This window comes from Desulfosoma profundi (genome assembly GCF_055387865.1).
Map to the genome: position 1 here is coordinate 139,281 of NZ_AP042420.1, position 24,489 is coordinate 163,769.

The 24,489-nt window shown below is 56.7% G+C and carries 17 protein-coding genes and 1 pseudogene; 16 read left to right on the forward strand and 2 right to left on the reverse strand.

Going from position 1 to position 24,489, the window contains the following annotated elements; all coding sequences use genetic code 11:
- The first annotated feature begins 149 nt into the window (after positions 1–149).
- The 3 genes from ACZ5K9_RS00540 (at position 150) to ACZ5K9_RS00550 (ending at position 4,320) form a co-directional block, all read left to right on the forward strand.
- Positions 150–1,208, forward strand: a complete 1,059-nt coding sequence (locus ACZ5K9_RS00540; RefSeq protein ID WP_464272491.1) for a cobalamin B12-binding domain-containing protein — start codon at positions 150–152, stop codon at positions 1,206–1,208.
- Complete coding sequence (locus ACZ5K9_RS00545; RefSeq protein ID WP_464272492.1) at positions 1,205–2,425, forward strand: ATP-binding protein; 1,221 nt, start codon at positions 1,205–1,207, stop codon at positions 2,423–2,425. Before ACZ5K9_RS00540 ends, ACZ5K9_RS00545 begins: the two co-directional genes overlap by 4 nt.
- Positions 2,426–3,603: 1,178 nt before the next feature.
- On the forward strand, positions 3,604–4,320 hold the full coding sequence (locus ACZ5K9_RS00550) for a hypothetical protein (protein WP_464272493.1): 717 nt from the start codon (positions 3,604–3,606) through the stop codon (positions 4,318–4,320).
- Positions 4,321–4,859: 539 nt separating this feature from the next.
- Here the strand turns inward: ACZ5K9_RS00550 and ACZ5K9_RS00555 are convergent.
- On the reverse strand, positions 4,860–6,011 hold the full coding sequence (locus ACZ5K9_RS00555) for an aminoglycoside phosphotransferase family protein (RefSeq protein ID WP_464272494.1): 1,152 nt from the start codon (positions 6,009–6,011) through the stop codon (positions 4,860–4,862).
- Positions 6,012–6,013: 2 nt separating this feature from the next.
- A complete protein-coding gene (locus ACZ5K9_RS00560) occupies positions 6,014–7,069 on the reverse strand; it encodes a nucleotidyltransferase family protein (protein WP_464273915.1) in 1,056 nt (351 codons plus the stop codon).
- Positions 7,070–7,227: 158 nt separating this feature from the next.
- Here ACZ5K9_RS00560 and ACZ5K9_RS00565 point away from each other — a divergent pair, with 158 nt between their 5' ends.
- From ACZ5K9_RS00565 to ACZ5K9_RS00625, 13 genes and pseudogenes are all read left to right on the forward strand, one after another.
- Entirely contained in the window at positions 7,228–8,229 is a 1,002-nt protein-coding gene (locus ACZ5K9_RS00565) for a glycoside hydrolase family 3 N-terminal domain-containing protein (protein WP_464272495.1), read from the forward strand.
- Between the two features lie 55 nt (positions 8,230–8,284).
- Positions 8,285–9,471 (forward strand): annotated as a pseudogene (gene alaC / locus ACZ5K9_RS00570) (alanine transaminase).
- A gap of 31 nt (positions 9,472–9,502) precedes the next feature.
- A complete protein-coding gene (locus tag ACZ5K9_RS00575; protein WP_464272496.1) occupies positions 9,503–10,831 on the forward strand; it encodes a homoserine dehydrogenase in 1,329 nt (442 codons plus the stop codon).
- Between the two features lie 11 nt (positions 10,832–10,842).
- A complete protein-coding gene (locus ACZ5K9_RS00580) occupies positions 10,843–12,072 on the forward strand; it encodes a cofactor-independent phosphoglycerate mutase (RefSeq protein ID WP_464272497.1) in 1,230 nt (409 codons plus the stop codon).
- Positions 12,073–12,088: 16 nt separating this feature from the next.
- Positions 12,089–12,535, forward strand: a complete 447-nt coding sequence (locus tag ACZ5K9_RS00585; protein WP_464272498.1) for an acyl-CoA thioesterase — start codon at positions 12,089–12,091, stop codon at positions 12,533–12,535.
- A gap of 14 nt (positions 12,536–12,549) precedes the next feature.
- A complete protein-coding gene (gene hisA, locus ACZ5K9_RS00590; protein ID WP_464272499.1) occupies positions 12,550–13,287 on the forward strand; it encodes a 1-(5-phosphoribosyl)-5-[(5-phosphoribosylamino)methylideneamino]imidazole-4-carboxamide isomerase in 738 nt (245 codons plus the stop codon).
- Positions 13,288–13,400: 113 nt separating this feature from the next.
- Positions 13,401–13,850 (forward strand): GatB/YqeY domain-containing protein, encoded by a 450-nt coding sequence (locus ACZ5K9_RS00595; RefSeq protein WP_464272500.1) that lies wholly within the window; start codon positions 13,401–13,403, stop codon positions 13,848–13,850.
- Positions 13,851–13,994: 144 nt separating this feature from the next.
- The gene (dnaG, locus tag ACZ5K9_RS00600; protein WP_464272501.1) at positions 13,995–15,779 is read left to right on the forward strand and encodes a DNA primase; all 1,785 of its coding nucleotides are present in this window, start codon (positions 13,995–13,997) and stop codon (positions 15,777–15,779) included.
- Between the two features lie 35 nt (positions 15,780–15,814).
- Positions 15,815–17,611, forward strand: coding sequence for an RNA polymerase sigma factor RpoD (gene rpoD / locus ACZ5K9_RS00605; RefSeq protein ID WP_464272502.1), 1,797 nt, complete (start codon positions 15,815–15,817; stop codon positions 17,609–17,611).
- 1,030 nt (positions 17,612–18,641) lie between these two features.
- Positions 18,642–21,035, forward strand: a complete 2,394-nt coding sequence (locus ACZ5K9_RS00610) for a glycosyltransferase family 4 protein (RefSeq protein ID WP_464272503.1) — start codon at positions 18,642–18,644, stop codon at positions 21,033–21,035.
- A 124-nt stretch (positions 21,036–21,159) separates the two neighbouring features.
- Entirely contained in the window at positions 21,160–22,119 is a 960-nt protein-coding gene (locus tag ACZ5K9_RS00615; protein ID WP_464272504.1) for a glycoside hydrolase family 130 protein, read from the forward strand.
- Positions 22,120–22,124: 5 nt separating this feature from the next.
- Positions 22,125–23,471, forward strand: coding sequence for a glycosyltransferase (locus ACZ5K9_RS00620; protein WP_464272505.1), 1,347 nt, complete (start codon positions 22,125–22,127; stop codon positions 23,469–23,471).
- Positions 23,468–24,415 carry a glycoside hydrolase family 130 protein gene (locus ACZ5K9_RS00625; RefSeq protein ID WP_464272506.1) on the forward strand — a complete coding sequence of 316 codons (948 nt, stop codon included), beginning with the start codon at positions 23,468–23,470 and terminating at the stop codon, positions 24,413–24,415. The genes ACZ5K9_RS00620 and ACZ5K9_RS00625 overlap by 4 nt, the downstream gene beginning before the upstream one ends.
- The last annotated feature ends 74 nt before the right edge of the window (positions 24,416–24,489 follow it).

Sequence of the window (24,489 nt, forward strand, 5' to 3'; positions counted from 1 at the left end):
GGGCGCCGAGGGGTCAGTCTCCTTGTCGCGCTCATAGCGCACGGACCATGACGACCTGGTCCCCGACGCCGTGGCCCGGACAACCTAACCAACCGCAAACCGCCTGGTCCACACGTCCGGGCGACCCACACTACTTATAGGAGAACACCATGACGAACGCCGTGAAGGATTTGGCGGAATCGTTGCGGTCCTGCACGGACGACGTGCACAAGGCGATTCATCAATGCTTGGCTTTCCTTGATCCTGGATCGCGCGGCGACGATGGGGAGATTTTTTCGGATCCCTTGGGCCGTCCGTCGGCCTTTGCGCTGTACCTGTCCGAGATGATCGCAAACCATCAACCTGCAGCTTTGCTGGAATACCTTCTATGGGTCCAGTCTCGGCGGCAGTCTTCTGAAGTCCACGGGGACCGCCTGATTCAGACTTTGGGTTGTCTGAGAAAAGCCCTCAAGAAAGCTTTTCCGCAGCACGCCCGAGCGGTGACCGATTTCCTCCAGGCCGTCGAGACTCTTCAGGCAATGAGCCAAACACCGGAAGACGCTTCAACTTGGTCACAAGACCCCTTAGACCAGTTGGCTCAAGAGTATCTGCAGGCTTTGTTAGACACCGATCGGGACCGTGCATGGCGCATCATCGACAACGCCGTGCACCAAGGGACAGCCATAAAGGACATCTATCTTGGGATCTTTCAGCGCACACAATACGAAATCGGGCGATTGTGGCAGCTGAACCGAATCAGTGTGGCCCAGGAACACTATTGTACGGCATCTACCCAACTCATGATGTCACGACTCTACCCTCGTTTTTTCTCTGGAAGCCGGCGGGATCTTCGCTTTGTGGCCGCGTGCGCCGGTGGGGAACTCCACGAATTGGGTGTCCGCATGGTCGCCGATTTTTTCGAAATGGACGGCTGGGATACCCTGTATCTTGGAGCCAATACGGAGGCATCAAGGCTTTTGAGCGCTGTGGCCACCCGATCACCCCACGTGGTCGGGCTTTCTGCGACGATGCCAAGCCACGTGCGTCACGTGGAAGACCTCATCCGGGAACTGAGGCGCCACTTCGGCCAGACAACCAAGATCTTAGTGGGGGGAAGCCCTTTTAAACGCCGCCCAAACCTCTGGCAGGAAGTGGGTGCCGACGGCTACGCCCCAGATGCACAAGCGGCCGTCACCGTTGCGAACTCTATGGTAGCAGGGACAACATGAGGAAGAAAGCCAGCCGATTCGAGCCGGCCACCGTAGCCCTGCTGTGCAGTGTCGACGGGGTTATCCGATGTGTTCTCCGGGATGATTTGGGCTTTAGAGATCGCCTTTCTTCGGGGCGCCTTTTTCCTCTCGCGCTGGATGTCCAGAGCTTTCAAAAGGCCTTGCATTTCCTCAACCATCTGGCGCTCCACGGCACGGCCTTCGACTGGACCCTCAATGCCCGACTTGGACAAGATGAGCACCTCGTGACCCTGTACTTTGCCGGGGCCAAGATTGACGAAGATTTGCTCATTATTGGAGCCCGGAACGGTGGTGAAGCCCGTCAGGCCCTGGATGAGCTCATGCGAATCAATAACGAACAAGCCAATGCGTTGCGCGAAAGCATCAAAGCCCGAGAAGAAATCCTTCGGCACGCCCGAGAACGGGACGCCACCCTTTATGAAGAACTCATGCGGGTCAACAACGAGCTGGCGAACCTTCAAAGAGAATTGGCCAAAAAAAACGCTGAACTGGCCCGACTGAACGAGCTGAAGAGTCAGTTTCTGGCAATGGCCGCCCACGATCTCAATCATCCCATCGGTGTGATCATGATGTATGGGGAATTTCTTCTTGAGGAGGCGGGTTCTCAGCTTTCGCCCGAGCATTTAGAGTTCCTTCGCATCATCGTCGATTCAAGCCGCACCATGCAAAATATTCTCAACGATTTTCTGGATATCGCGAAAATCGAAGCCGGTCGGCTGGAACTTCAGAAAATCCCGACAGACCTGGAAACCCTTATTCGGCAAAGCATCAATCTCAACCAATGGCACGCATCCAAAAAAGGCATTCGCATCGACTTCGACGTCCAGGGACCTCGGCTTCATGTCTTTGTCGATCCGCCGAAAATGGAACAGGTTTTGGCCAATCTTCTTTCCAATGCCGTGAAATTCTCCCCCGAAGGGACAGTGATTCGGGTGAAGCTGCAAATCGACGGGCGGCAGGCCGTCTTTTCAGTGGCGGATCAGGGCGTGGGCATTCCCCAGGACAAACTGCACCAACTTTTTCAGCCCTTTGAGCGAATTCGCCCCAAAGGGTCGAGCCAGGAAAAGGGGTCCGGATTGGGTCTTGCCATTGTGAAGAAAATCGTCGAAGCCCACGGGGGAAAAGTATGGGTGGAAACCCGCGAAGGTCAGGGCAGCACCTTCTTCGTTGCGCTCCCTCTGGACAGCCAACATTGAGCTTTTGAGCTCACGGGAAGCAATGAAAATCCGAGCCTGGAAGAAGACGTGTGACGCCGACCCAAGGCCAAGCCCGTGTTCGCTCGGCGGCATCCTCTGCCTCTGGCAAGACACCTGAGTCCGGGGGGATCCCCGCCATCACTCTTTTATTTTCTCGCCATGACCTGGAATCGATGCCGGCTTCGGGCAATGATACCTCATGGGCAGGTTCCCGTGCCTGCCCTGAATATGTGCGGGCTTTGGATAAGGGCGCATCCTGTATGGGGGGCCATGGGAACGCCCCTAGGAGCGCAACCGTCCCCTGGATGGGGTTCGGCATACCCATAACCCTGAATCCGGGAAACGAGACAGTGGGACTGACCTTCGGAGAACCGAACCGATGCCCCTGCCCGATGAGAATTTTATAGGAATCCCCGCAGCATATAAGAGACGTCGGTTGACCCGGATATCTTCGGTAAGACATGTTTATCCAGAGACGCAATCTCCCAGATCAAGGAAGACATTCAGGATAGTTGTGTTCTGAAAGAACGCCCCGGACACCTGGGAAGGATCAAGCGCAGCGCATGGACCCTGAGCTTTTGCGACACTTCTCTCCCAGGGCCGGAGACCGTAGATCCCACGATTCAGGTCATGGGGAACTTCCAGAAAACGAGGGTGGTCCTTAAAGTTTCGACCATCGGGCCACTATCGGCTGGGGGCGAAAGTCCGCAAACGAAAACCTCCAGTGTGGCCTGAGGTCTCGTCAACAAGGAAAGGCAGTTTATCCGCATGGGCTTCCCCTCGAACGCCCGGGCGGGAGAAATGCTCTTGACTGGAAATATGGGCCATGAAAACATCGACATTGGAAAGGCCCTCGTTTCCTTGGGAATCGGCCCGGAGAGTGCGGCAGGCTCTCGATTGTTTGTCCCTGACCCCGGGAGCGACACCCATAATGATGCCGTGCACCCATGCTGAAGGCATTCGATGCCCTCACACACTCAGGTGATTGTCAAGATGACATCCTTGGCTTTCGTCTCGGTGCAGTCCAGTGCGAGATCCCCCCACGGGTGTGGGCACCGGTCGTCGAGATCAGCCCGAGGAGAGCCAAAAGGGCTTGAGCGTCAACACAATCTTTTCCGCGGAGCAGATTTCACTGCGCCTCAGCCCTGTTGCAATCCCTCAACAGGAAAGGAACACAGATGCCGATGGTATCCTTTGTGGCTCTCGGCACCGATCGGGGCGTTGACATCTTTGACGAGTTGTTCCGCCTCCTGGAAACAACGGCTCCGGATCGCCTGGCTTTGGACGAAAACCCCATCACTTTCAGCACGCTTGTCCACATGCGCACCGCAGCCGAATTGTTTACGGAAGAATTCCTTCTTCATCAGAAAAGACAGGTGCTTCTCCGCCGAGGGGATGTCGGAGCGCTTGCCGGGTTGTTCTATGCCTTACACCACAGGGATGTGCCCGTTCACTTCGTGGACGGCGCCTTCGGGGACATCCTGTCACCATCTGGGGATCTCATCGGCTCTTACCCTTACGTCGGTGATGCCGATTTCGCAGCGGACACCGACATGATGCGCACTCCGATCGATTTGATCAAGCAGCGCATTCCTCGGTATCCCGGCCGCGACTTTGACTACGAATTGATCCATGCCTACCAGGTGGAAGCCCCCGACTGGGTCATGGACCGAGCCATCCCCGAACGGAATCGCTTTACCGCAACGGTCATCAACAAAATCATGGAAATTCACAGCGGAAATGTCTTGGCGTTTATCGGAATGAGAAAGCGCTTCCGGAAAGATCTTTACGAAGCCACTGAAGGGGTCACCCCAAAAGATGTGGAGGATTTTGTCCCGTTAATGGATCTTATTCGAACAGATAACAAGAACTTTGTGGACCTCCTGGCCGACTGAGCTTTTTCGTCGCGAAGATCCCTTTCTTCGCGTTTTCTCGTGCTCGTTCGCAGACGCGGCCGGAAATCAGTGCTTCCGCGCCTGCCGACTTCCTGAATCCGTAAGACTGGTTCTATACAAACTGCCTTGCCGCAGCTCCACTCGCGTGTTGGATTGCCATTTTGTCCTTAATCCGTGAGATTAGGTCGATGCATAAAAATTTCCTGCCGGAGATATCATACGGAATTGACGTCTCTTTTATGCCATGGGCTCTCCTATCAAATTTCACCTCGCACGGGCATCCATTCGGATGTCTGAAGGTCGGCTCATGCCGTTTATTCCATGGATTCAGGGTTATCGTTATGCGAAACCCCATGGACGGGACCGTTGTCCTCTTCGGGGCGCCCCCGTGGGCGCGCCGATACCGGGCTGCACCCTAGTCCAACGGACCGCGCCGACTTCGGCGAGGCATGGGACTCGACCCCTACAGGATCGTCGCCCAAGGATCGGCATCCATTTATGACCGCAAAGAATATCCCGACAGCCTGGATCGGATGGATTCAAGGACTTTCCAGGCCTTTCTCCCCGGCCGTCTGGATGAGTCGTCGAACCTCTGCATCGGCAGCCAAACGATTCACATAGTCCCGCAGTCCCCTATAGAGCGTCCCTAAGGGACCGTAGAGAAGCTCCTGGAGTCGCTGCCAGCCTCCCGGGATGTGATTCAAAAAGCCGGGTTTACCTTGCGTGCCGCCGAGAAAAGCAAATGCCGCGAGGAACTGCACGCATCGACACAGCGCCAGCGTCGCAAAACGCTCGCAAAACCGATCATAACTCCCCCCCAGGACAGGCCGCGCCAAACGCCAATAAAATGGCACCAGTTCTTCGATCAACGAAGAAGGCAGCATCACGTAGGGGTCAAGAAGCAACGCCGCAAGATCATACTCCGGCGGTCCGAAACGCGTTCCCTGAAAGTCGATCACCCAGAGAGAACCCTTGCAGACCATGAGGTTACGGCTTTGAAAATCCCGATGAAAAACGACAACTCCACGATTCTCTCCCGCTTGCTGGGCAAGTGTGCGGAACTCGTCCTCCACCTCCAAAGGAATTTCATCCAGGCCCAAGAACCCGGAAAGAAAAGCCCGCCGGAAATAGAGCAGCTCCCTTTCATAGACAAAGTTGGGATCATATCGGCTGCCGTCATGGCACCACAGGGGAGAAAAACCCTTCCATGCCCGAAGGTGGTAATGCGCCAAAAGGATGACGGCCCGGTGATAAAGAGATTTCAGACGATCTCGAGATCCAATGCGTTTGGCGACATTGAAGAGGTGGAGGGATCCCAGGTCTCGAAAAACGAAAACACCTTCCCGGGGGTCCCCATGAAGCAAAGGAGGAACTGGAACGCCGACTCGATGCAGGTGTCTGCCCATGTGCCACACAGCATCATTCTCATCCACGGGATCCTTTCTCCGGGGACTGACCAACACCACGTAACGCCCGTTGTCGCTGAAAAGCCTGAAAAACCGACGATCCGACCCGTCTCCGGCCAAAGGCATCAGAGACTCCGGCTCAACATGGTAGCCCCAGTCCCGGAGCCGTTCGTGAACCCCCGGCATCTCCAGGTGTCCGTGCTTTGGAAGCCCACACCTGCGCTTCACGATTCCCTCTTGGCGAAACCCTTGGGAACCGCGGCTGACGTCCTCGCCGTTTTCCATGTTCAGCTCCGGACCTTCGTGGATTCTTGGCTTCTCTTTATGGCGCCATGCTGGGATTGGAAGCGGATGCCTTCTCCAGACGGCATGAAAATCGTCCCTTGGTGTCTTCCGGACACCACGGCAGCATCGGTGAGGATACAATTTTCAAGCACGCTCATGGGGCGAATGACGCAACGATCCCAGATGACCACATTTCTCAGGATGCAACCCCTGCCCACACTGGTCGAGGATCCAATGACCACCGTACCGTCCATCAACACCGAGGTATCCACGGTTGCCGTGGGGTGGATCCAACGGCCGGAGGCAGGAACGGACAGGAAGCGATCGCCGCCGCTTCGGAAGTGTTCATAGGCCACATGGACATCCCAATAGCTTTCAAGGGACCCCACTTCATGCCACCAAAGATTTTCATCGCAGAGCGCTGCCGGAGGCGTCCCCTGAGCGATCCACTCCTGATAGAGGTCGATGATATGAAACGGCGTGCCTTGGGGAATGCACCTCAACGCCGACGGTTCCACGACCTGAATCCCCGTGAAGGTCCACAGGCGGCGATCTCCGTGCGGGCGCTGCTGTCCGTAGGCGGATGTGGGAGAAAACCCCGAGGATCGAAAAAAGCCCGTGACGACCGTGCGCTCGGCATTGACGGCCACGGAATCGAACCGGGAGGTGCGGCATAACAGCATCGTCACCGCCGCCCCCCGGGATTGATGCCTTTTCAAAAGGCCGTGCAAGGACACCCGGGCCGCCACATCCGCGTTGACGACCACAAAGGGGGCGTTTCCGAGAAGGCCGAGAGCATTACGCACCCCGCCGCCGGTCCCCAAAATGTCCTTTTCCACCAGCACATCCACCGGGATGGGCCATTGGCGAACGTGAAAGTGTTCCACCAACTTCTCGGGCAGGTGATGGGCGTTCACCACCACCCTTTGGAAACCTTCCCGGACCGCCTGATGAATCCACCGATCCAAGAGGGACTCTCCCCAGACCGGGCACAACGCCTTGGGCCGCACGGTGCTCAGGGGACGGAGTCGCGTTCCATAACCTGCTGCAAGGATCATCAAGTGCACAAAACAACCCCTTGAGTCGCGGCAATGTCTTGACAGCCGGTGTTTCTTGATTGAAAGTGCAGCCTTGTGAGCGCATACATGACGGCTGATCCGTTTGGTGCCACCGAGAATATGGTAAGAGGACTCAAAAAATCCTTCAAACAAAATCCATGACTCTTCCAACCACACGTGAGAACAACGCAGGGCGCCACCTGTTCTTGGGTTTCCAGGGAACCGTTTGGACGGAGTCGCTCCGATTCCGTCTCCAGGAGCTCCGCCCTGGAGGTTTGGTGCTTTTTCGACGAAACATCCAAGATGGCGCCCAGCTCACGGAACTTATCCGAGAGGCGAACGCATGGGCTCAGGACCAGCTGGGATGGCGCCTTTTATGGGCCGTGGATGAAGAGGGCGGATCGGTTCAAAGGCTTTCAAGCATTTTGGGACCGGCTCCGGCGGCGCTCGAGCTCGCCGAAGAGGGCGAAGAGGCTTTGTGCCGATGTGTGTCTCAGACGGCCAATGGCCTTCGACGCCTGGGCATTCAGATCAATTTAGCCCCGGTGCTTGATGTGGTTGAGGATCCCCACGAGCATTTCCTCGGATCCCGTGCCCTGGGCAAATCCCCGGATAAGATCGCACAACTGGGAACGCTTTGGGTGCAGTCCCTCCAGGAAAACGGTGTGGCGGCCACAGCCAAGCATTTTCCGGGACTCGGCACGGCACGCCGGGATCCCCACGACCACTGCCCTGTCGTTGAAGCTTCGTCCGCCGACAAGGCCCGTAGGGATTTGGCTCCCTTTCGACAGGCCGTTCGATGCGGCGTGCGAGCCGTCATGACCTCCCACGCCGTCTACCCATTTTGGGATCCCGACTGGCCCGGAACCCTGTCCCAAAAGATCAACAAAGGGCTCTTGCGAGACACATGGGGCTTCGGCGGCCTCCTCCTTTCCGACGACGTGGACATGCAGGCCATCGGTGAACGTTATGAACCGGAGACCGTGGTGCGGTGCGCTTTACTTGGAACCGTCGATGGGTTGTTAGTCTGTCAGAATGAGGCTAAGGCCGAGGTTTTTGCGCGGGCACTTCACGACGGCATCCGCCGCCACCGGGATCTTCAGGAGGCCCATCTTCGCTCGTTGGACCGCCTTGACAGTTTGTGGACATCTTTTTTTTGACATCCGCAATGCTCTATTCTAGCCTTAAAGCTTTAAAAAAAGCGAGGTCACGCCCATGAACTTCAACATCGAACAATTTACGCGCATGCGCCGGCTCCCCCCTACGTCTTTGCCCAAGTCAATGCTTTGAAGATGGAAAGACGGCGAGCCGGCGAAGACATCATCGATCTCGGGATGGGAAATCCCGACGTCCCTACCCCGCAGCACATTGTGGACAAGCTGGTGGAGGCGGCACAAAAGCCGCATAACCACCGGTATTCGGCATCCCGGGGGATCACGAAATTGCGTCACGCCATCGTGGATTGGTACAAGCGCCGCTACGATGTGGATCTCGATCCTGAATCCGAAGCTGTGGTGACCATCGGTGCGAAGGAAGGCCTTTCGCACCTTGTGCTGGCCCTCGTCAATCCCGGCGATGTGGTATTTTCTCCCAACCCCACTTACCCGATTCACCCTTATTCGGTGATCATCGCTGGAGGGGACTTGCGCTCCATTCCCATTGGCCCGGGAAGAGATTTCTTCGAAGACCTCCAGATCGCCGCCAAGCAGACATGGCCACGACCGAAAATGTTGATCATTTCCTTTCCCCACAATCCGACGACGGCCGTGGTGGATTTAGCCTTTTTCCAGAAGGTGGTGGATTTCGCCAGGGATCATCACCTCATGGTGATTCACGATTTGGCCTACGCCGATCTCGTCTTCGACGGTTACACGGCTCCGAGCATCCTTCAGGTGCCGGGGGCAAAAGAAGTGGCGGTGGAATTCTTCTCCATGTCCAAGAGCTATAGCATGGCGGGGTGGCGCGTCGGCTTTTGCGTCGGCAATCAGGAGATGGTCGGAGCCCTGACGCGACTGAAGAGCTATCTGGACTATGGAATCTTTCAACCCATCCAGATTGCGGCCATCATCGCCTTAAACGGGGATCAGAGCTGCGTCCAAGAAATTGTTGATATTTACCGGTCCCGCCGGGATGTCCTCGTGGATGGACTGCGGCGCATTGGATGGCGCATGGAAAAACCCAAGGGCACCATGTTCGTGTGGGCCCCGATCCCTGAGCGGTTTCGTCCCATGGGGTCCGTGGAATTTTCCAAATTCTTGATCGAGAAAGCCAAAGTCGCCGTCTCGCCGGGTTTGGGTTTCGGGGAATACGGAGACGGTCACGTCCGGTTCGCCCTCGTGGAGAATGAAATGCGCATCAAGCAGGCCATCCGGGGTATCCGAAAGGCCTTTCAGGATGCCTGAGTCGTCTGAGAATTAGGAGCACACGACAACAATGAAATCGATACGGATCGGTTTGATCGGCTGGGGAACCGTCGGATGCGGCATGTTGCACACTCTCCGGGAAAACGCCAAAGAAATCCAAGCCCGCGTCGGTGTTCACCTGGATGTGGTTCGAGTGGCCGACCTGGATGTGGACACACCCCGGCCCGTGCCTGTGGACCCCAAAATCCTGACACGTTCCGCGCAAGACATTTTGGACGAGCCCTCCATCCAGATTGTGGTCGAACTGATCGGCGGCATTGAACCCGCCCGGTCGTTTATTAAAAAGGCCCTGGAAAACGGCAAGCATGTGGTCACGGCCAACAAGGCCCTCTTGGCCCACCATGGCAACGAGATTTTCGATCTTGCCGCACGCTCCGGGGGAGCCGTGGGGTTCGAGGCGTCCGTGGCAGGCGGAATCCCGCTCCTTAAGTCCATTCGGGAAGGGTTGACCGCCAATCGACTCGACACCCTCTTTGGGATCCTCAACGGAACAGCCAACTACATTCTCACGCGCATGACCGAAGAGGGCCTCCCGTTTTCGGAAGCCCTCGCCGAAGCCCAGCGCCAAGGCTATGCGGAGGCGGATCCCACACTGGACGTGGACGGCATCGATACGGCACACAAGTTGGCCATCGCAGGGGCCATGGCCTTTGGCACACCCATCTGTTTTGACAAAGTCTATGTGGAAGGCATCCGAAACATCGACCCTTTGGATGTGCAGTTTGCTTCTGAATTCGGCTATCGATTGAAACTGCTTGCCATTGCCCGCAGTGCCGACGGTCAGCTGGAGCTGCGGGTCCATCCCACCCTCATCCCCGAACGACACGTTTTGGCAAGTGTGCGGGGTGTCTATAACGCCGTCCATATCCATGGCAACGCCGTCGGAAACATCATGCTCTACGGCCTCGGCGCGGGAATGATGCCCACGGGAAGTGCCGTGGTGGCCGATCTTGTGGACTTGGCCCGGGACATCATGACGGGCAGTGTTCATCGTGTCCCCCCATTGGGTTTTCTCCCAGAGAACACCAGCGAAATCCCGGTCAAGCCTATGGATGACGTGATGACTCGGTATTACTTCCGGTTCTCGGCCGTGGACCGTCCTGGTGTTCTCTCCAAGATTTCGGGCATTCTAGGTGCCAATCAGATCAGTATCGCCGCTGTTATCCAAAAAGGACGCGAAGTGGAAGGAGCCGTGCCCATTGTCATGCTGACCCATGAAGCCAAGGAAAAGGATGTCCGCCGGTCCTTGGAGGCCATCGACCGTCTGGATATTGTGCGCGGCACGACACGGCTTATCCGCATTGAAGACAGGGCCGATAATGACGGCCCCGGCGTGTGAGGCCAAAGAGCATGAAGCCGAAGTACGTGATTCTGGTTGGAGACGGCATGGGGGACTACCCGGTGGCGTCCCTGGGCGGTCGAACACCCCTGGAAGTCGCCCACACACCGTTTATGACGCGTATCGCCCGGATCGGGGAGATCGGAACGGTGCAGACGATTCCATTGGGCATGGAGCCGGGAAGCGATATCGCCAACATGGCGCTCCTTGGCTATGATCCCAGCATTTATCACACGGGCCGGGCGCCTCTTGAAGCTGCAAGCCTCGGTGTGCAGCTCGGCCCCGCCGATGTGGCTTTTCGATGCAACCTCGTCACCCTGGAACACGATCATGACGGCACGGAACGCATGGGGGACTATTCGGCCGGGCACATTTCCAGTGCAGAAGCCCATGAATTAATCCGATCGTTGCAAAGGGCCTGTGAAGGGTTGCCACTGAGGCTTTATCCAGGGGTGAGTTATCGCCACTTGGTGGTCTGGGAAGGCGGCCCAACGACACTGGAAACCACCCCTCCCCACGATATCCTCGGGGAACCGACCGCTGGTTATGCGAAAGTATACGAAACCACGGAAGTTCTCCGGGTCTTCATGGATCGCTGCCGCCACATCTTGGCCACGGATCCCGTGAACCGCAAAAGGCGTGAAGCGGGCAGGCGTGAAGCCAATGCGGTGTGGCTTTGGGGTCAGGGGCGGGCTCCCTCCATGCCCACGCTGACCGATCGGTATGGTGTTCGCGGGGTGATGATCTCCGCCGTCGATCTCCTCAAGGGGCTCGGCATCTACGCCGGCTTGGAGCCCATCCATGTTCCCGGAGCCACAGGATATCTGGACACGAATTACGCGGGCAAAGTGGATGCTGCCTTGAAAGCCCTGCAGGAAGTGGACTTCGCCTTCATCCATGTGGAAGCTCCGGACGAAGCCGGTCATGAAGGCAGCTTGCCGAAGAAAGTCCAAGCCATCGAAGATTTCGACGCCAAGGTTGTGGGCCCCATGTTGGACGGCCTGGCGAATTACAGCAGATGTCATGTGCTTGTGGCGGCCGACCATCTTACACCGCTCAGTGTGAGAACCCATGTGGCAGATCCGTCACTCTATGCTCTTTTCAAAGGAAACTTGAGGGCAGCGGAACCTAAAACTCAGGAAATCATTTTTTGTGAAACGGCCGCCAGAGAATCGGGGCGGCATATGGGCAGCGGCACGGAGCTTTTCCACCGCCTCATGAACTCGGACGACCTTTCTTGATCCAGCGTCAGGGAACATGCCGAAAACACAAGCGGTGATATCCAAGACAACGCGAGCCGTGGTTCGGGTCCTGTACGGGGACACGGATGCCATGGGACAGGCCTACTATGGTCAGTATATGCGCTGGTTTGAGGTGGGACGAGCCGAGTGGTTCCGAAATCTGGGGACCACATACAGGTACCTTGAAGAACAAGGGGTATTCCTCCCGGTCATCGAAGCCCACTGCCGGTATTTGCGGCCGGCGTTTTACGACGATGTGTTGGAGATCGAAACGTCCTTTCATTTCCCGGCACCGGCGAGACTGCGCTTTGATTATGCCGTCCACCGAAGACACCCTCAGGAGCTCTTGGCCCAGGGTTATACGGTGCATGTGTGCGTCAATGGAGAGAGAAAACCCCTCAAACCTCCTCTCTGGCTCCGAAATCTCCTGACCCCCAACGCTTCGGCGGCCCTTGGAGCCTGATTCGGGAAAAGACCATGATCATTTATCCGGCCATTGACCTGAAAGACGGGCAGTGCGTGCGGCTCATGCAAGGCGACATGGCAAAGGCAACGGTCTACGGAACAGATCCCGTAGCCGTGGCGCGACATTGGGAAGCCCAAGGAGCTCAATGGCTTCACGTCGTGGATTTGGACGGGGCCTTTGCCAAAACGCCGAGGAACCGAGAAGTCATCGCCGCCATCGTGAAGGAAGTGTCCATCCCTGTGCAGTTGGGTGGAGGAATCCGCAGCATGGAAACGCTGCACCGTTACGTGGATCTCGGGGTGCAACGTCTCATCTTGGGCACATGGGCTCTTCGCGATCCCAAAGTGGTGGAAACCGCGTGTCATCGGTTTCCGGGCCGGATCGCGCTTGGGATCGACGCCCGCGACGGCTACGTTGCCGTGGAAGGATGGACGGAGACCACGCAGGAAGAGGCCGTGTCTTTCGCCCAGCGGTTTGAAGGACTCGGACTGAGTGCGATCATCTACACAGACATCCAAAGAGACGGCATGCAAACCGGGGTCAACGTGGAGGCCACCAGGCGGTTATGCACCGCCTTGTCCACACCCGTAATCGCCTCAGGCGGTGTTGCCTCTTGGGACGACATCCAAGCCCTCCTCCCTCTCGTCCCCTTGGGACTCAACGGCGTCATTACCGGAAAAGCGCTCTACACCGGCACCTTGAATCTTTCGGAAACCTTACGCCGCCTGCGTTCTCTGCACATCCATTGATGAGATGGACGGCCGCCCGTCCGTACCGGGCACCAATCCGATCCGGGGCACGATCCGGCCATCCGAAGTCGGCACCGTCATCCGGACAATCACTCATTCCAGGAGGCTAGCCCATGGAACTACTCCACCAGATTGAACAGGCTTTGAAAGAAGCCATCAGGAGCCGGGATGAGGATCGTCGCACCGCTTTGCGCATGCTCCTCACCGCCATCAAGAACAAGGAAAAAGAACTCCGGCGTCAACCCACAGAGGCAGAAATTCATCAACTCATCGCCGGCGCCATCAAACAGCGTAAAGACGCTGTGGAGCAATTCTTGGCCGGCGGACGGAAGGATCTCGCGGACAAGGAAAACAAAGAAATGGAAGTGCTGAGATCCTTCCTCCCTAAACCACTGGACCCGGAGGCTCTCAAGGAGCTGGTCCAAGAAGCGATCCGCGAAGCGGGTGCCGCCTCTGTCAAGGAGATGGGCAAGGTCATGAAGCTGCTCATGCCCCGTGTTGCCGGTCGCGCGGAAGGCAGTGTGGTGCAGGAGATGGTTCGAGCCCAGCTGACCGGGTTGTGAGTGCGGATCGGAGGGAAGGCGGCCGCGGGAATCCCAGTTGTTTTGGGGTTGAAGATTTCTCGGAAGTAGGGTAAATCTTCTAAGTTTTGGGTCGCTAACCGACCCCATGTTTTCACAGGGATCCCTGGAGGCTGGCACGGGGCGGTGACCACGTCGGATGCGGCAACACGGATTAAGCAGGCGGTCGACATTTTGGACCTTATCGGCAGTGTGGTCCCGCTGAGGCGCGTGGGCACCCGGCATGTGGGGCTGTGCCCTTTCCACAAGGAAAAGACTCCCTCATTTCATGTGGACCCCGCCAATGGGTTCTTTTACTGCTTCGGGTGTGGGGCCGGGGGGGACGTGATCACCTTTGCCATGCGGCAGTGGAACTTGACGTTCCCTGAAGCCGTCAAGGCTCTGGCTGACCGTTACCACATCCCCCTCCCCGCCGACTCTTTGGGACCCCCGAAGGAAAAAACCGAAGTCCTGACGGCGATCTCTCACGCCCTGGAGATCGCCTGTCGTTTTTTTGTGAGCCGTCTGCATCACCCGGAACAGGGGCGTCTTGCGAGGGACTATATTCACAAGCGGGGCCTGACACCCGAAGTCGTTCAATCCCAGCGCCTCGGATACGCTCCGAACGGCTGGGATCAACTCTTGAAGCACCTGCAATCCAAAGGTGTCAGCATCGATGTGGCTGTCCGCGCAGGTCTCGTGGTCCGCTCAGACAAAGGCACGGTGTATGACCGGTTCCGGCATCGGCTGATGTTTCCCATCACCGCTCCGGACGGCGGGCTTGTGGCGTTTGGGGGACGTAGTTTGGACGCGACGGAGCCCAAATACCTCAACAGCCCGGAAACGGATGTCTATCACAAAGGCCGGACCCTTTATCAGTACGCGACGGCTCGGGAGGCCTGCCGGGCAGAGCGGCAGGTCATCGTGGTGGAAGGCTACATGGATCTCTTGGCTTTTCACGCTCGAGGTTTTCAGCGCGTGGTCGCCACCCTGGGAACGGCACTCACCGCCCATCAAGTCCGTCTGCTTCAGCGCATCGCCGATGAGGTGGTCTTGGTCTACGACGGAGACGCTTCAGGTCAGAAGGCTATGCTTCGGGCTGTGCCTCTCTTTGTGCAACACGGTCTCGCTGCCAGCTGCTTGACGTTGCCTTCGGGCATGGATCCGGACGACTACCTCAGGACGTACGGTCTGGAGGCTTTCCTCGAACGTCTCAAGGGGCGCCAAGAACTCTTGCACTTTGCCGTGGATACTGTCGCCCGCACGTGGAACGGGACGTCACAAGACAAAGTGCGGGTCATCAACGAATTGGCAGACCTTGCGCGAGAAGTCCAGGAACCGGTCCTGCGGGATGAAATGGCACGACACCTTGCAGGAAAGCTTTCTTTACCCGAGACGGTGGTCCAGAGCCGTTTTCAGCGCCCCTCGGGAAGGATGATCGGCGAGGGGCCATCTCCGTCCTTGCGGACGGAAAGGATGAGGCATGCCGTTCGGGATGTGCCGTCTGCGGAAGAAACCATTGTCCGTTTGATCCTCCAGCACCCGAGTCTTGCCCTGGAGGCGGCGGCCATGGGGGTACTCGAGCATGTCGAGCCGTCCTCGACAGCCAAACTGTTGGAAGCGATGATCGCCACCGGTGCACATGTCTTGTCCGAACATTTTTCATGGACGTCGATGACGGTTGACGACGAACAGTGCCGGCAGCTCCTGGCCCGCCTCATAATGGAAAAGGACGAAAATCCTCTGGACGAAGACGCCGCCAGGCTCCTCATGAAAGAGAGGATCGAGAGCTTGATCCTGCGCCGCAGGAAAAAAAGACTCGCGGAAATTCGAATGGCTCTCGCAGATGCTGATCGCTCGGGCGATGCCCAGGCTCGAAAAATACTCCTGGAAGAGTACCAAGCCCTTTGCGCGGCCGAAAGAAGGGGTTAAAGGTTTAGAGAACCCACCGAAGGAGTCAACGACCCATGACCGAAGATTCTAAAAAGCACACGGAAGAAACCTCCCAAAAACGGCCCGGACTGGAAGATCTCAAAAAACTCATCAGCGCCGGAAAAGAAAAGGGCTACCTGACCTATGATGAACTCAACGAGGTCCTTCCCGACGATCTCGTGACGCCGGAAAAACTGGACGACATGATGATGATTTTCGATGAAATGAATATCGAAATCGTCGATTCGGACCAACAGGTCAAGGTGGTCAAAGAGCGCTCCAGCGACGATGACGTCGAGGAGGATGAGGGCGAAGAAGAAGCCGTTTTGGATTTGGACGTAGAAGGACGGGTCACCGATCCCGTGAAAATGTACCTGCGGGAGATGGGCCAGGTGTCTCTACTCACCCGTGAAGGCGAAGTGGAAATTGCCAAACGGATCGAGGCGGGAGAAAGGGAAGTCTTCAACGCCTTGATGGAATCCTCCCTAGGGGTGGAAGAGATCCTTTCCATCAAAGAAGATCTCGAGAGCGGGCGCACGAAGATTCACGAAGTCCTCATTGCCACCGAAGAAGAAATGCCGGAAGAGGAAAAGGAGCACCTGCGCGGTAAGGTCATCGAGATTTTGGAGCAGGTTAAGCGGTTGGACACCGAGATCCGAGAAAAACAGGTGCGGCTGCTTTCCGAGGACTTACGCCCTTCGGAAAAAGATCTCTTGACCGCCGAAGTCCAGGCGAAAAAGGAACAGATCGTCAGCCTGCTCAAAAACTTGCAACTCGATAAGCATCAGATCGACCGCATCGTCGCCAAGCTGCGTTCCTACCTGGAATCCATCGAGCAGGCGGAAAAGGATTTGGAACACTGCCTGTTGATCACCGGCAAGCCCCTAACCGAACTCCAACGATGGCTTGATGATGTGGACCAGGAGGAGGCTGAACTGCAACGTCACGCCGCGCGTCTTGGAATGTCGCGGGAAGACCTTGTGGCTCTCATCCGCCGGGCCGTCCAAGCTCGGGAACAGATCAGCGATTTTGAAATGAAGGCGAAAATGGACTCCAAGAGCCTTCGACTGATCTTGAGGAAAGTGGAGGACGGCATGGCGCGGGCCAAGCAAGCCAAGAGCGAGCTCATTGAGGCCAATCTGCGCCTTGTGGTGAGTATCGCGAAGAAATACACCAACCGGGGCCTGCAGTTCCTCGACCTCATCCAAGAGGGAAACATCGGCCTCATGAAAGCCGTGGACAAATTCGAATATCAACGGGGTTACAAATTCAGCACCTATGCGACCTGGTGGATCCGCCAGGCCATCACCCGGGCCATCGCCGATCAAGCCCGCACCATTCGTATTCCCGTGCACATGATTGAAACCATCAACAAACTGATCCGAACCTCACGCTATCTTGTCCAAGAGTTGGGACGCGAACCAACCCCGGAAGAAATCGCGGAACGGATGGACTTTCCTGTGGACAAGGTAAGAAAAGTGCTCAAAATCGCGAAGGAACCCATCAGCTTGGAAACACCTATCGGCGAGGAAGAAGACAGTCATCTGGGCGATTTTATCGAAGACCGGCGGGTCACATCCCCCGTGGATGCGGTCATCAATTTGAATCTCAGCGAGCAGACCCGGAAAGTTCTCGCCACACTGACGCCCAGAGAAGAAAAGGTCCTGCGCATGCGGTTCGGCATTGGAGAAAAATCCGACCATACGCTCGAAGAGGTCGGGCAGGATTTTCATGTCACTCGTGAACGCATCCGTCAAATCGAAGCCAAGGCCCTCAGGAAGCTTCGCCACCCCAGCCGGCGAAAGGAACTGAAGAGCTTTATCGAGACATGATCCCCGATGATCCACGAGGCGGGGCACCTTCCGTGCTCGATCCCGGCGAGTGCGAATCTGGAGAGCCAGGACCATTGGTGCCCCGGTGTCTCGAAAGACGAAGACGAGCGTCCGCAAGGCTCATCGCACCCTCCCCCTTTCAAAGATGATGACCACGGCTCGATTCTATGGCCCCTAGGCCGCTTGGGTGCCCCTTAGTCAAGGGCCTTAAGCAATGCGCGGCCCGCCAGCTCCGGCAATCCGAAAGCACTCGGCGGGCGGCCTCAAGTCCAGGCGTGCTTCCGTTGCTCCCCGAGGCCACGGTGCAGCTTTCTCCTGGCCAACCTTTCAGCTTCCTGAAAACGTGGAACTTTTCCATCACGGTCAGGGAGCCTCTCCCTCTTTTCGGAGCCGTATGGAGGCACCGACGGCACCAGCCCGGAATGACGGGGTCCTTTGGAGAATCGCAGGCACAATGTCTTCCCATAAGACAACCGAAAATCCCTCCTCCTCTCTTCGAATCAACTCGTCTTGGCCTTTATCAATGAACATGATGTCTTTCCTAAAAAGCCCATGGATAGACGCCTTGACAAGATAGCATGCTTTGCATAATGTTACACTGTGTTTTTGTCGCATGAAAATCCTAAAGGTTTCCCATATGGTGCAGAGGAGGTTTAAATCCGCTCACATATCGGGTGGTCGTTCAGGATTGTGAATCGCTCTGTGTGGTAGAAGACGCGATTCTTCATGCCGGTCCGACTGCCGGGTCCCCATAAAACACTCCCCTAGGGCGCGAATCCCCTGCAGAGTCAGGCGGGCGGCGAGGACGCGTCTCCACCATAGATCCATTAGTCCATATTCTTTTCCGTAGTGAGGCTGTGGCCCATCACCGTGAAGCGGGCGCACCCCCAGAAAAACGCCTCCTGACGGTGAGTTCTGCCCACGAGCCACAAGAGCCCATTTCGTCGGGGTCTCTCCATGGGAGAAAGGCGGGCCGTGCTGTGGCGTCGCGGGCATCCTTGGGCATGCTTCGTGGCACATGGAGGTAAAGATGGGAGCGACGAGCTCGATTGGGCGGCCGCGGTCCAATCTTCACATTCTATTTCTGGGCACCTACGTACCCCGCAACTGTGGCATCGCCACCTTCACCCACGATCTTGCCAGCGCTGTTCGCCGGGAAATCGGAAGTCACCGCGTCGGAGTCATCGCCATGAACAACCGCTCCGAAGGGTATGACTATCCCTCCGAGGTCTTGTTCGAAATCAATCAAGACAATTTGGAAGACTATCGGCTTGCATCCGAATACGTCAACCTTTCCGGCGCCAGCCTGGTTTCTGTACAACATGAGTTCGGGATTTTCGGAGGCCCGGAAGGCACCCATGTGCTTGAGCTTCTTTCGGGCCTGCGCAAACCCATTTTCACGACGCTCCACACCGTGCTCAAAGAGCCGCACCCGAGGTATGTGTGGGCATTGCGGGAGGTTTGCCAACTTTCCCATCGGGTTGTCGTCATGAGCCACATGGCGGTGGACATTCTTCAGAAAGTTTATCGGGTACCTGAGAAAAAGATTCGCTTTATCCCTCACGGCATTCCCGATGTCCCTTTCGTGGATCCGAATTTTTTCAAAGACAAGTTTCAAGTCGAAGGCCGCATTGTCCTGCTGACCTTTGGCCTTCTCAATCCCAACAAAGGGATTGAAACCGTTCTTGAAGCCCTCCCTCCGGTCATTGAGCGCTACCCCGACCTCGTTTACATCGTGCTCGGTGCGACCCACCCCGAGGTAAAGCGCCGTTTTGGTGAGCAGTACCGCTTGCAACTCGAACGTTTGGTACGGCAGCTGGGCTTAACAGAGCATGTGATTTTTCACAACCGCTATGTCACGCTTACCGAATTGTGCGAATTTATCGGCGCCTGCGACATCTATCTGACTCCTTACTTAAATCGTGAACAGATCACCAGTGGCACTCTGGCTTACGCTATGGGAATGGGCAAGGCGGTTATCTCCACCCCATACTGGTACGCTCAAGAAATGCTCGCCGACGGGAGAGGTCTCCTGGTGGATTTTGGCGATCGCCAGGGACTGTCTCGCGCCATCCTTGAATTGATCGAAGATGAACCACGGCGCCATCTCATGCGCAAGAAAGCCTACGAGCTGGGACGCAAAATGGTCTGGAAGGAAGTGGCCCGTAAGTATTTGGAGTTTTTTGATGAAGGTCTTCAGGCCTATGTGCCTATCCCGGAGTATCGCCGGGCACTATCCAGGAGAAAAAAGTACAGTACCTTACCGGAGCTTCGCCTGGACCACTTGATTGCTTTGACCGACTACACCGGTCCAGCACAACATGCCCGGTGCGGTATCGTGGATCGGGATCACGGATACTCCACAGACGATGTCGGCCGCGGCCTTGCCGCCGTTCTTCATTACCATGAGCAGAAACGAGATCCCGAAGCTGTCAAATTGGCACGCATATATCTTTCTTTTTTAGCGCATGCGCAGCTGCCCAACGGCCGCTTCCATAACTACATGAACTATTGCCGCCAATTTTTGGACGAAGAAGGCAGCGAAGATACCTTTGGCCGGGCCCTTTGGGGGCTCGGGGTGGCCGTGTGGCTTGGTCCCGACGAAAGATTCCGTGCCCTGGCGCGCCAACTTTTTGAGAAGGCCGTCGAGGGCATGGATCTGCACTACCCCCGGAGCATGGCTTACGGCCTATGCGGTCTGCACGCTTTCCTTCAACGCTACCCAGGAGCCCGCCGGATGCGTTCGCATCTGACCAAAATGGCCGATCTCCTCGTGAAAATGTACGAGGCGCACAGCACCAAGGACTGGGCGTGGTTCGAGGATGTCGTCACTTATGGGAACGCCAAAATGCCGCATGCTCTGCTCCTTGCTTACCAGGTCACGGGCAAAAAGCGTTACTTACAGGTCGCATTGGCTTCTCTGGAATTTCTCACCCGCATTCAATATGACGGCACCATGTTCGATCTGGTTGGCAATGAGGGCTGGTACCCACGAGGCGGGAGAAAGGCCATTTTTGGTCAGCAGCCGATCGATGCCGGTTATCTTGTGGAGGCTTATATCGCCGCCCATCAGACGACAGGAGACGAGCGTTACATGGAGTTGGCTCAAGCGGCCTTCGAGTGGTTTCTCGGGCGTAATCGCTTGCAGGCTTCCCTCTACGATTTCACCACGGCGGCGTGTGCCGATGGCCTCGATACCAATGGCGTGAGCATGAACCAGGGTGCGGAATCGACCATCTGCTTTCTGCTCGCCCTGTCAGCCCTGACCAAAGCGCAAATCTATGTGGGTCTTGAGACGCGGATTCTGAGCGGGTCTGAGGAAGCCTCTGCGGCGGAGGCGAAGTGTCGCCAGATGCCAACAAAGCAGAGTTTTCGGCCGCGCCGCGTGTTGGCCGCCGATGCGGTCCAGCACGGCGAACCTTGATGTTTCGACGCGGCCCCATAGGGCCTGTTGTCGGAGGGAAAAATCTCCGGGCTTTGGGGATCTTTTCAGGCTTGGACTTTGCGTCGTGTGGAGAAAAACGAAGAAGGATAAGGATCAGTTCGCCATGCCAAAAAACAGGAGCTCAAGCCTTATACGTCGCCACCCCAATAATCCGTTGATCACCGCGGCCGATCTGCCCTACGAGGCCAACACGGTCTTCAATGCCGGAGCTACCCTTGTAGGCGACGAAACCGTGCTTCTTTTAAGAGTCGAGGATCGTCGAGGCATCTCCCATCTCACCGTGGCCCGCAGTCACGACGGCATCAGCAATTGGAGGATTGATTCTCACCCCACCCTTTCGCCTGACCCGGACAATTATCCGGAAGAGGTCTGGGGCATCGAGGATCCACGGATTACCTTCGTCGAGGAACTTAATCGTTGGGTGATTGCCTACACCGCTTATTCTAAGGCCGGCCCCTTGGTCTCGTTGGCCACCACGGAAGACTTTAAACACTTTAAAAGGTTGGGAGCAGTGCTCCCCCCAGAAGACAAGGATGCCGCCTTATTTCCGGTGCGCTTCGGTGGGCGCTGGGCCATCATTCATCGCCCCGCGGCCACCTTCCCCGGCGCGGGTGCCCACATCTGGATCTCCTACTCTCCAGATCTCCGACACTGGGGCGACCACCATCTGCTGATCCCTGCACGTCGCGGGGCATGGTGGGATGCCAACAAGATCGGGCTTTCCCCCCCACCGCTGAGAACCGAGGAAGGCTGGCTCATCTTGTATCATGGGGTTCGCACAACGGCCAGTGGCTCCATTTACCGTCTGGGTTTGGCCCTGCTTGATCTGGAAAACCCGAGGAAAGTGATAGCCCGGGGAGACGAATGGGTTTTCGCCCCGGAGATGGATTATGAGCTTTTCGGGGACGTGAACAAGGTGGTTTTTCCGTGCGGCTGGATCGCCGACGGAGATGAAATCCGCATTTATTACGGTGCCGCCGATGCGTGCGTGGCGCTGGCCTATGCTTCGGTCAAGGAACTGCTGCAATGGGTCCAAAACCGAGGTAGAGTGTCCGGAGGTTGATCGCCATGCACATTGCCATGCTCGCTCCCATTGCGTGGCGCACCCCTCCCCGCCATTACGGTCCCTGGGAGTCGGTGTTGTCAGTGCTCACCGAAGGGCTGGTGGCTCAAGGCGTTAAGGTCACCCTTTTTGCCACCGCCGATTCCCGAACCCGTGCGCGCTTGGTGGCGGTATGTCCGCGCGGTTATGAAGAAGACAAAAGTATCAATCCAAAGGTCTGGGAATCCCTTCATATTTCTGAGGTGTTTGAGCAAGGGGATCGGTTTGACTTGATTCACAATCATTTTGATTTCCTCCCGCTCACGTACAGCGCGATGACCTCCACTCCTCTTCTCACCACCATCCATGGGTTCTCGTCGCCAAGCATTCTTCCGGTTTACCGTAAGTACAACGGTCGCTGTTACTATGTCTCCATCAGCAATGCGGACCGCAGCCCGGACCTTACTTACGTCGCCACAGTGTATCATGGCATTGACCTGAGCCAATTCGCCTTTCAGGAACATCCGGAGGACTATTTATTGTTCTTCGGTCGCATTCACCACGACAAGGGCACCAGAGAAGCCATCGAGATCGCGCGGCGTGCCGGTAAAAAATTGGTTATTGCGGGCATCGTTCAAGACGAAGTGTATTTCCGCGAACAGGTCGCCCCTTTCCTGGATGGCGAGTCAGTGCGCTACGTGGGCAGCGTCGGCCCTGAGCGCCGCAATCAGCTTCTGGGGAAAGCCCAAGCTTTGCTCCACCCTATTAACTTCAACGAACCCTTCGGGCTTTCGGTGGTGGAATCCATGGCATGCGGCACTCCTGTGATCGCCTTTAACCGTGGAAGCATGCCCGAGGTGGTGGCGTCCGGCCGCAGTGGTTTTCTGGTTTCTTCCGTAGACGAGGCGGTCGATCGAGTGGCTTCCATAAAGAAGATCGATCGAGCTGCCTGCCGGCAGTGGGTCGAGGAGAGATTCAGCGCCGAGCGCATGGTCTCGGATTATATGGATGTTTATGCTCGCATCCTTTCGAAAGGGCGCTCAAGAGACGTCTCTCGGGGGCACATTTTCCAGATTCTGGATCGTCAGCGCAACTATATGGTCGCAAAGATTCTTCTTCCCCCAGGGCAAGACTTTCAGCCCCAAAAAACGGCCGGAAGTTTACTTCGTTATCAAGCCGTCGCCGGCAGGACCACCATCAGGGTGGATCACGACGAAAAGGTCTTGGTTCCCGGACAGGGATTGGATTTGCCTTCCGGGCAGCCTCACGTGATCTTCAATCACGGCGCCGAACCGGCTGTTCTCGTGGTCCTGGCGGCAGGGATTCATGACGACAGGTCTGCATCCGAGACGATGCGTGGAGAAAATCCATGACAAAAAAAGCCGCCATCGTTCGCCGTCTTGAAGGAAATCCGATTTTGACGAAGGACCATGTCCCTTACCCGGTCGCCACAGTGCACAACGCGGGCGTGGTCAAGCACAAGGATCGCTATCTCATGCTCTTTCGCTCCCATCTGCACAACGGCCGCTCTATCATCGGGCGGGCCGAGAGCAGTGACGGATTTCACTTTCGGGTCCATCCTCGGCCTTTTCTCGTTCCCGCCGAAGAAGAACCTTTCGCCACTTATGAAGCGTTCGGTGTCGAGGATCCCCGCATCACGTTTCTTGAGGGGTTCTACTACATCACCTATAGCTGCTATTCCCGGCACGGCGTGCGAATCGGATTGGCCCGTACCCAGGATTTTGAAAAAGTCGAACGCGTCGCCCTCATTACGCCGCCCGATCACCGCAATGTCGTCCTTTTTCCAGAACGCATCCATGGCCAATACGTGCGGCTCGACCGACCTCATACGGACATTGCCCCGTGGTCCATCTGGATGTCTTTTTCTCCGGATCTCATTCACTGGGGCAACTCCCTCGTCGTCATCACGCCTCTTTCTTATCACTGGGACGAGCTCAAGATCGGACCCGGGGCACCGCCCTTTCGGACCCCTCGGGGATGGCTTAATATCTTTCATGGAGTTTTTCAAACCATGGCAGGGGCCGTCTACCGCCTGGGGGTGGCTTTGCATCATCCCCAGGAACCTTGGCGTCTTCTAGGGGTTGCAGATGAGTGGATTTTGCAGCCGGAAGATCCCTGGGAGATCACCGGTTATGTGCCCAACGTGGTTTTTAGCTGTGGTGCGGTTCCCGAGGATGATGGCACCGTGAAGCTCTACTGGGGAGGCGCGGATACCGTCATGTGTGCCGGAACAGCCCTGGTGGACGAATTGGAGGCGTTGTGCCTCGCGAAAGGCCGCCCCCCACTTGGGACCTGAGTTAAGACTCCAAAAGGCTCCTCGATGGCCTTTCGGCGTGATAGCCATTGCCGAGGGTAAGCCCCGGTGAACAA

Bases quoted from the DNA above. Each gene is read 5' to 3' on its own strand.
- ACZ5K9_RS00540 (WP_464272491.1), top strand. From the start codon at position 150: ATGACGAACGCCGTGAAGGATTTGGCGGAATCGTTGCGGTCCTGCACG.
- ACZ5K9_RS00545 (WP_464272492.1), top strand. From the start codon at position 1,205: ATGAGGAAGAAAGCCAGCCGATTCGAGCCGGCCACCGTAGCCCTGCTG.
- ACZ5K9_RS00550 (WP_464272493.1), top strand. From the start codon at position 3,604: ATGCCGATGGTATCCTTTGTGGCTCTCGGCACCGATCGGGGCGTTGAC.
- ACZ5K9_RS00555 (WP_464272494.1), bottom strand. From the start codon at position 6,011: ATGGAAAACGGCGAGGACGTCAGCCGCGGTTCCCAAGGGTTTCGCCAA.
- ACZ5K9_RS00560 (WP_464273915.1), bottom strand. From the start codon at position 7,069: ATGATCCTTGCAGCAGGTTATGGAACGCGACTCCGTCCCCTGAGCACC.
- ACZ5K9_RS00565 (WP_464272495.1), top strand. From the start codon at position 7,228: ATGACTCTTCCAACCACACGTGAGAACAACGCAGGGCGCCACCTGTTC.
- ACZ5K9_RS00575 (WP_464272496.1), top strand. From the start codon at position 9,503: ATGAAATCGATACGGATCGGTTTGATCGGCTGGGGAACCGTCGGATGC.
- ACZ5K9_RS00580 (WP_464272497.1), top strand. From the start codon at position 10,843: ATGAAGCCGAAGTACGTGATTCTGGTTGGAGACGGCATGGGGGACTAC.
- ACZ5K9_RS00585 (WP_464272498.1), top strand. From the start codon at position 12,089: ATGCCGAAAACACAAGCGGTGATATCCAAGACAACGCGAGCCGTGGTT.
- hisA (WP_464272499.1), top strand. From the start codon at position 12,550: ATGATCATTTATCCGGCCATTGACCTGAAAGACGGGCAGTGCGTGCGG.
- ACZ5K9_RS00595 (WP_464272500.1), top strand. From the start codon at position 13,401: ATGGAACTACTCCACCAGATTGAACAGGCTTTGAAAGAAGCCATCAGG.
- rpoD (WP_464272502.1), top strand. From the start codon at position 15,815: ATGACCGAAGATTCTAAAAAGCACACGGAAGAAACCTCCCAAAAACGG.
- ACZ5K9_RS00610 (WP_464272503.1), top strand. From the start codon at position 18,642: ATGGGAGCGACGAGCTCGATTGGGCGGCCGCGGTCCAATCTTCACATT.
- ACZ5K9_RS00615 (WP_464272504.1), top strand. From the start codon at position 21,160: ATGCCAAAAAACAGGAGCTCAAGCCTTATACGTCGCCACCCCAATAAT.
- ACZ5K9_RS00620 (WP_464272505.1), top strand. From the start codon at position 22,125: ATGCACATTGCCATGCTCGCTCCCATTGCGTGGCGCACCCCTCCCCGC.
- ACZ5K9_RS00625 (WP_464272506.1), top strand. From the start codon at position 23,468: ATGACAAAAAAAGCCGCCATCGTTCGCCGTCTTGAAGGAAATCCGATT.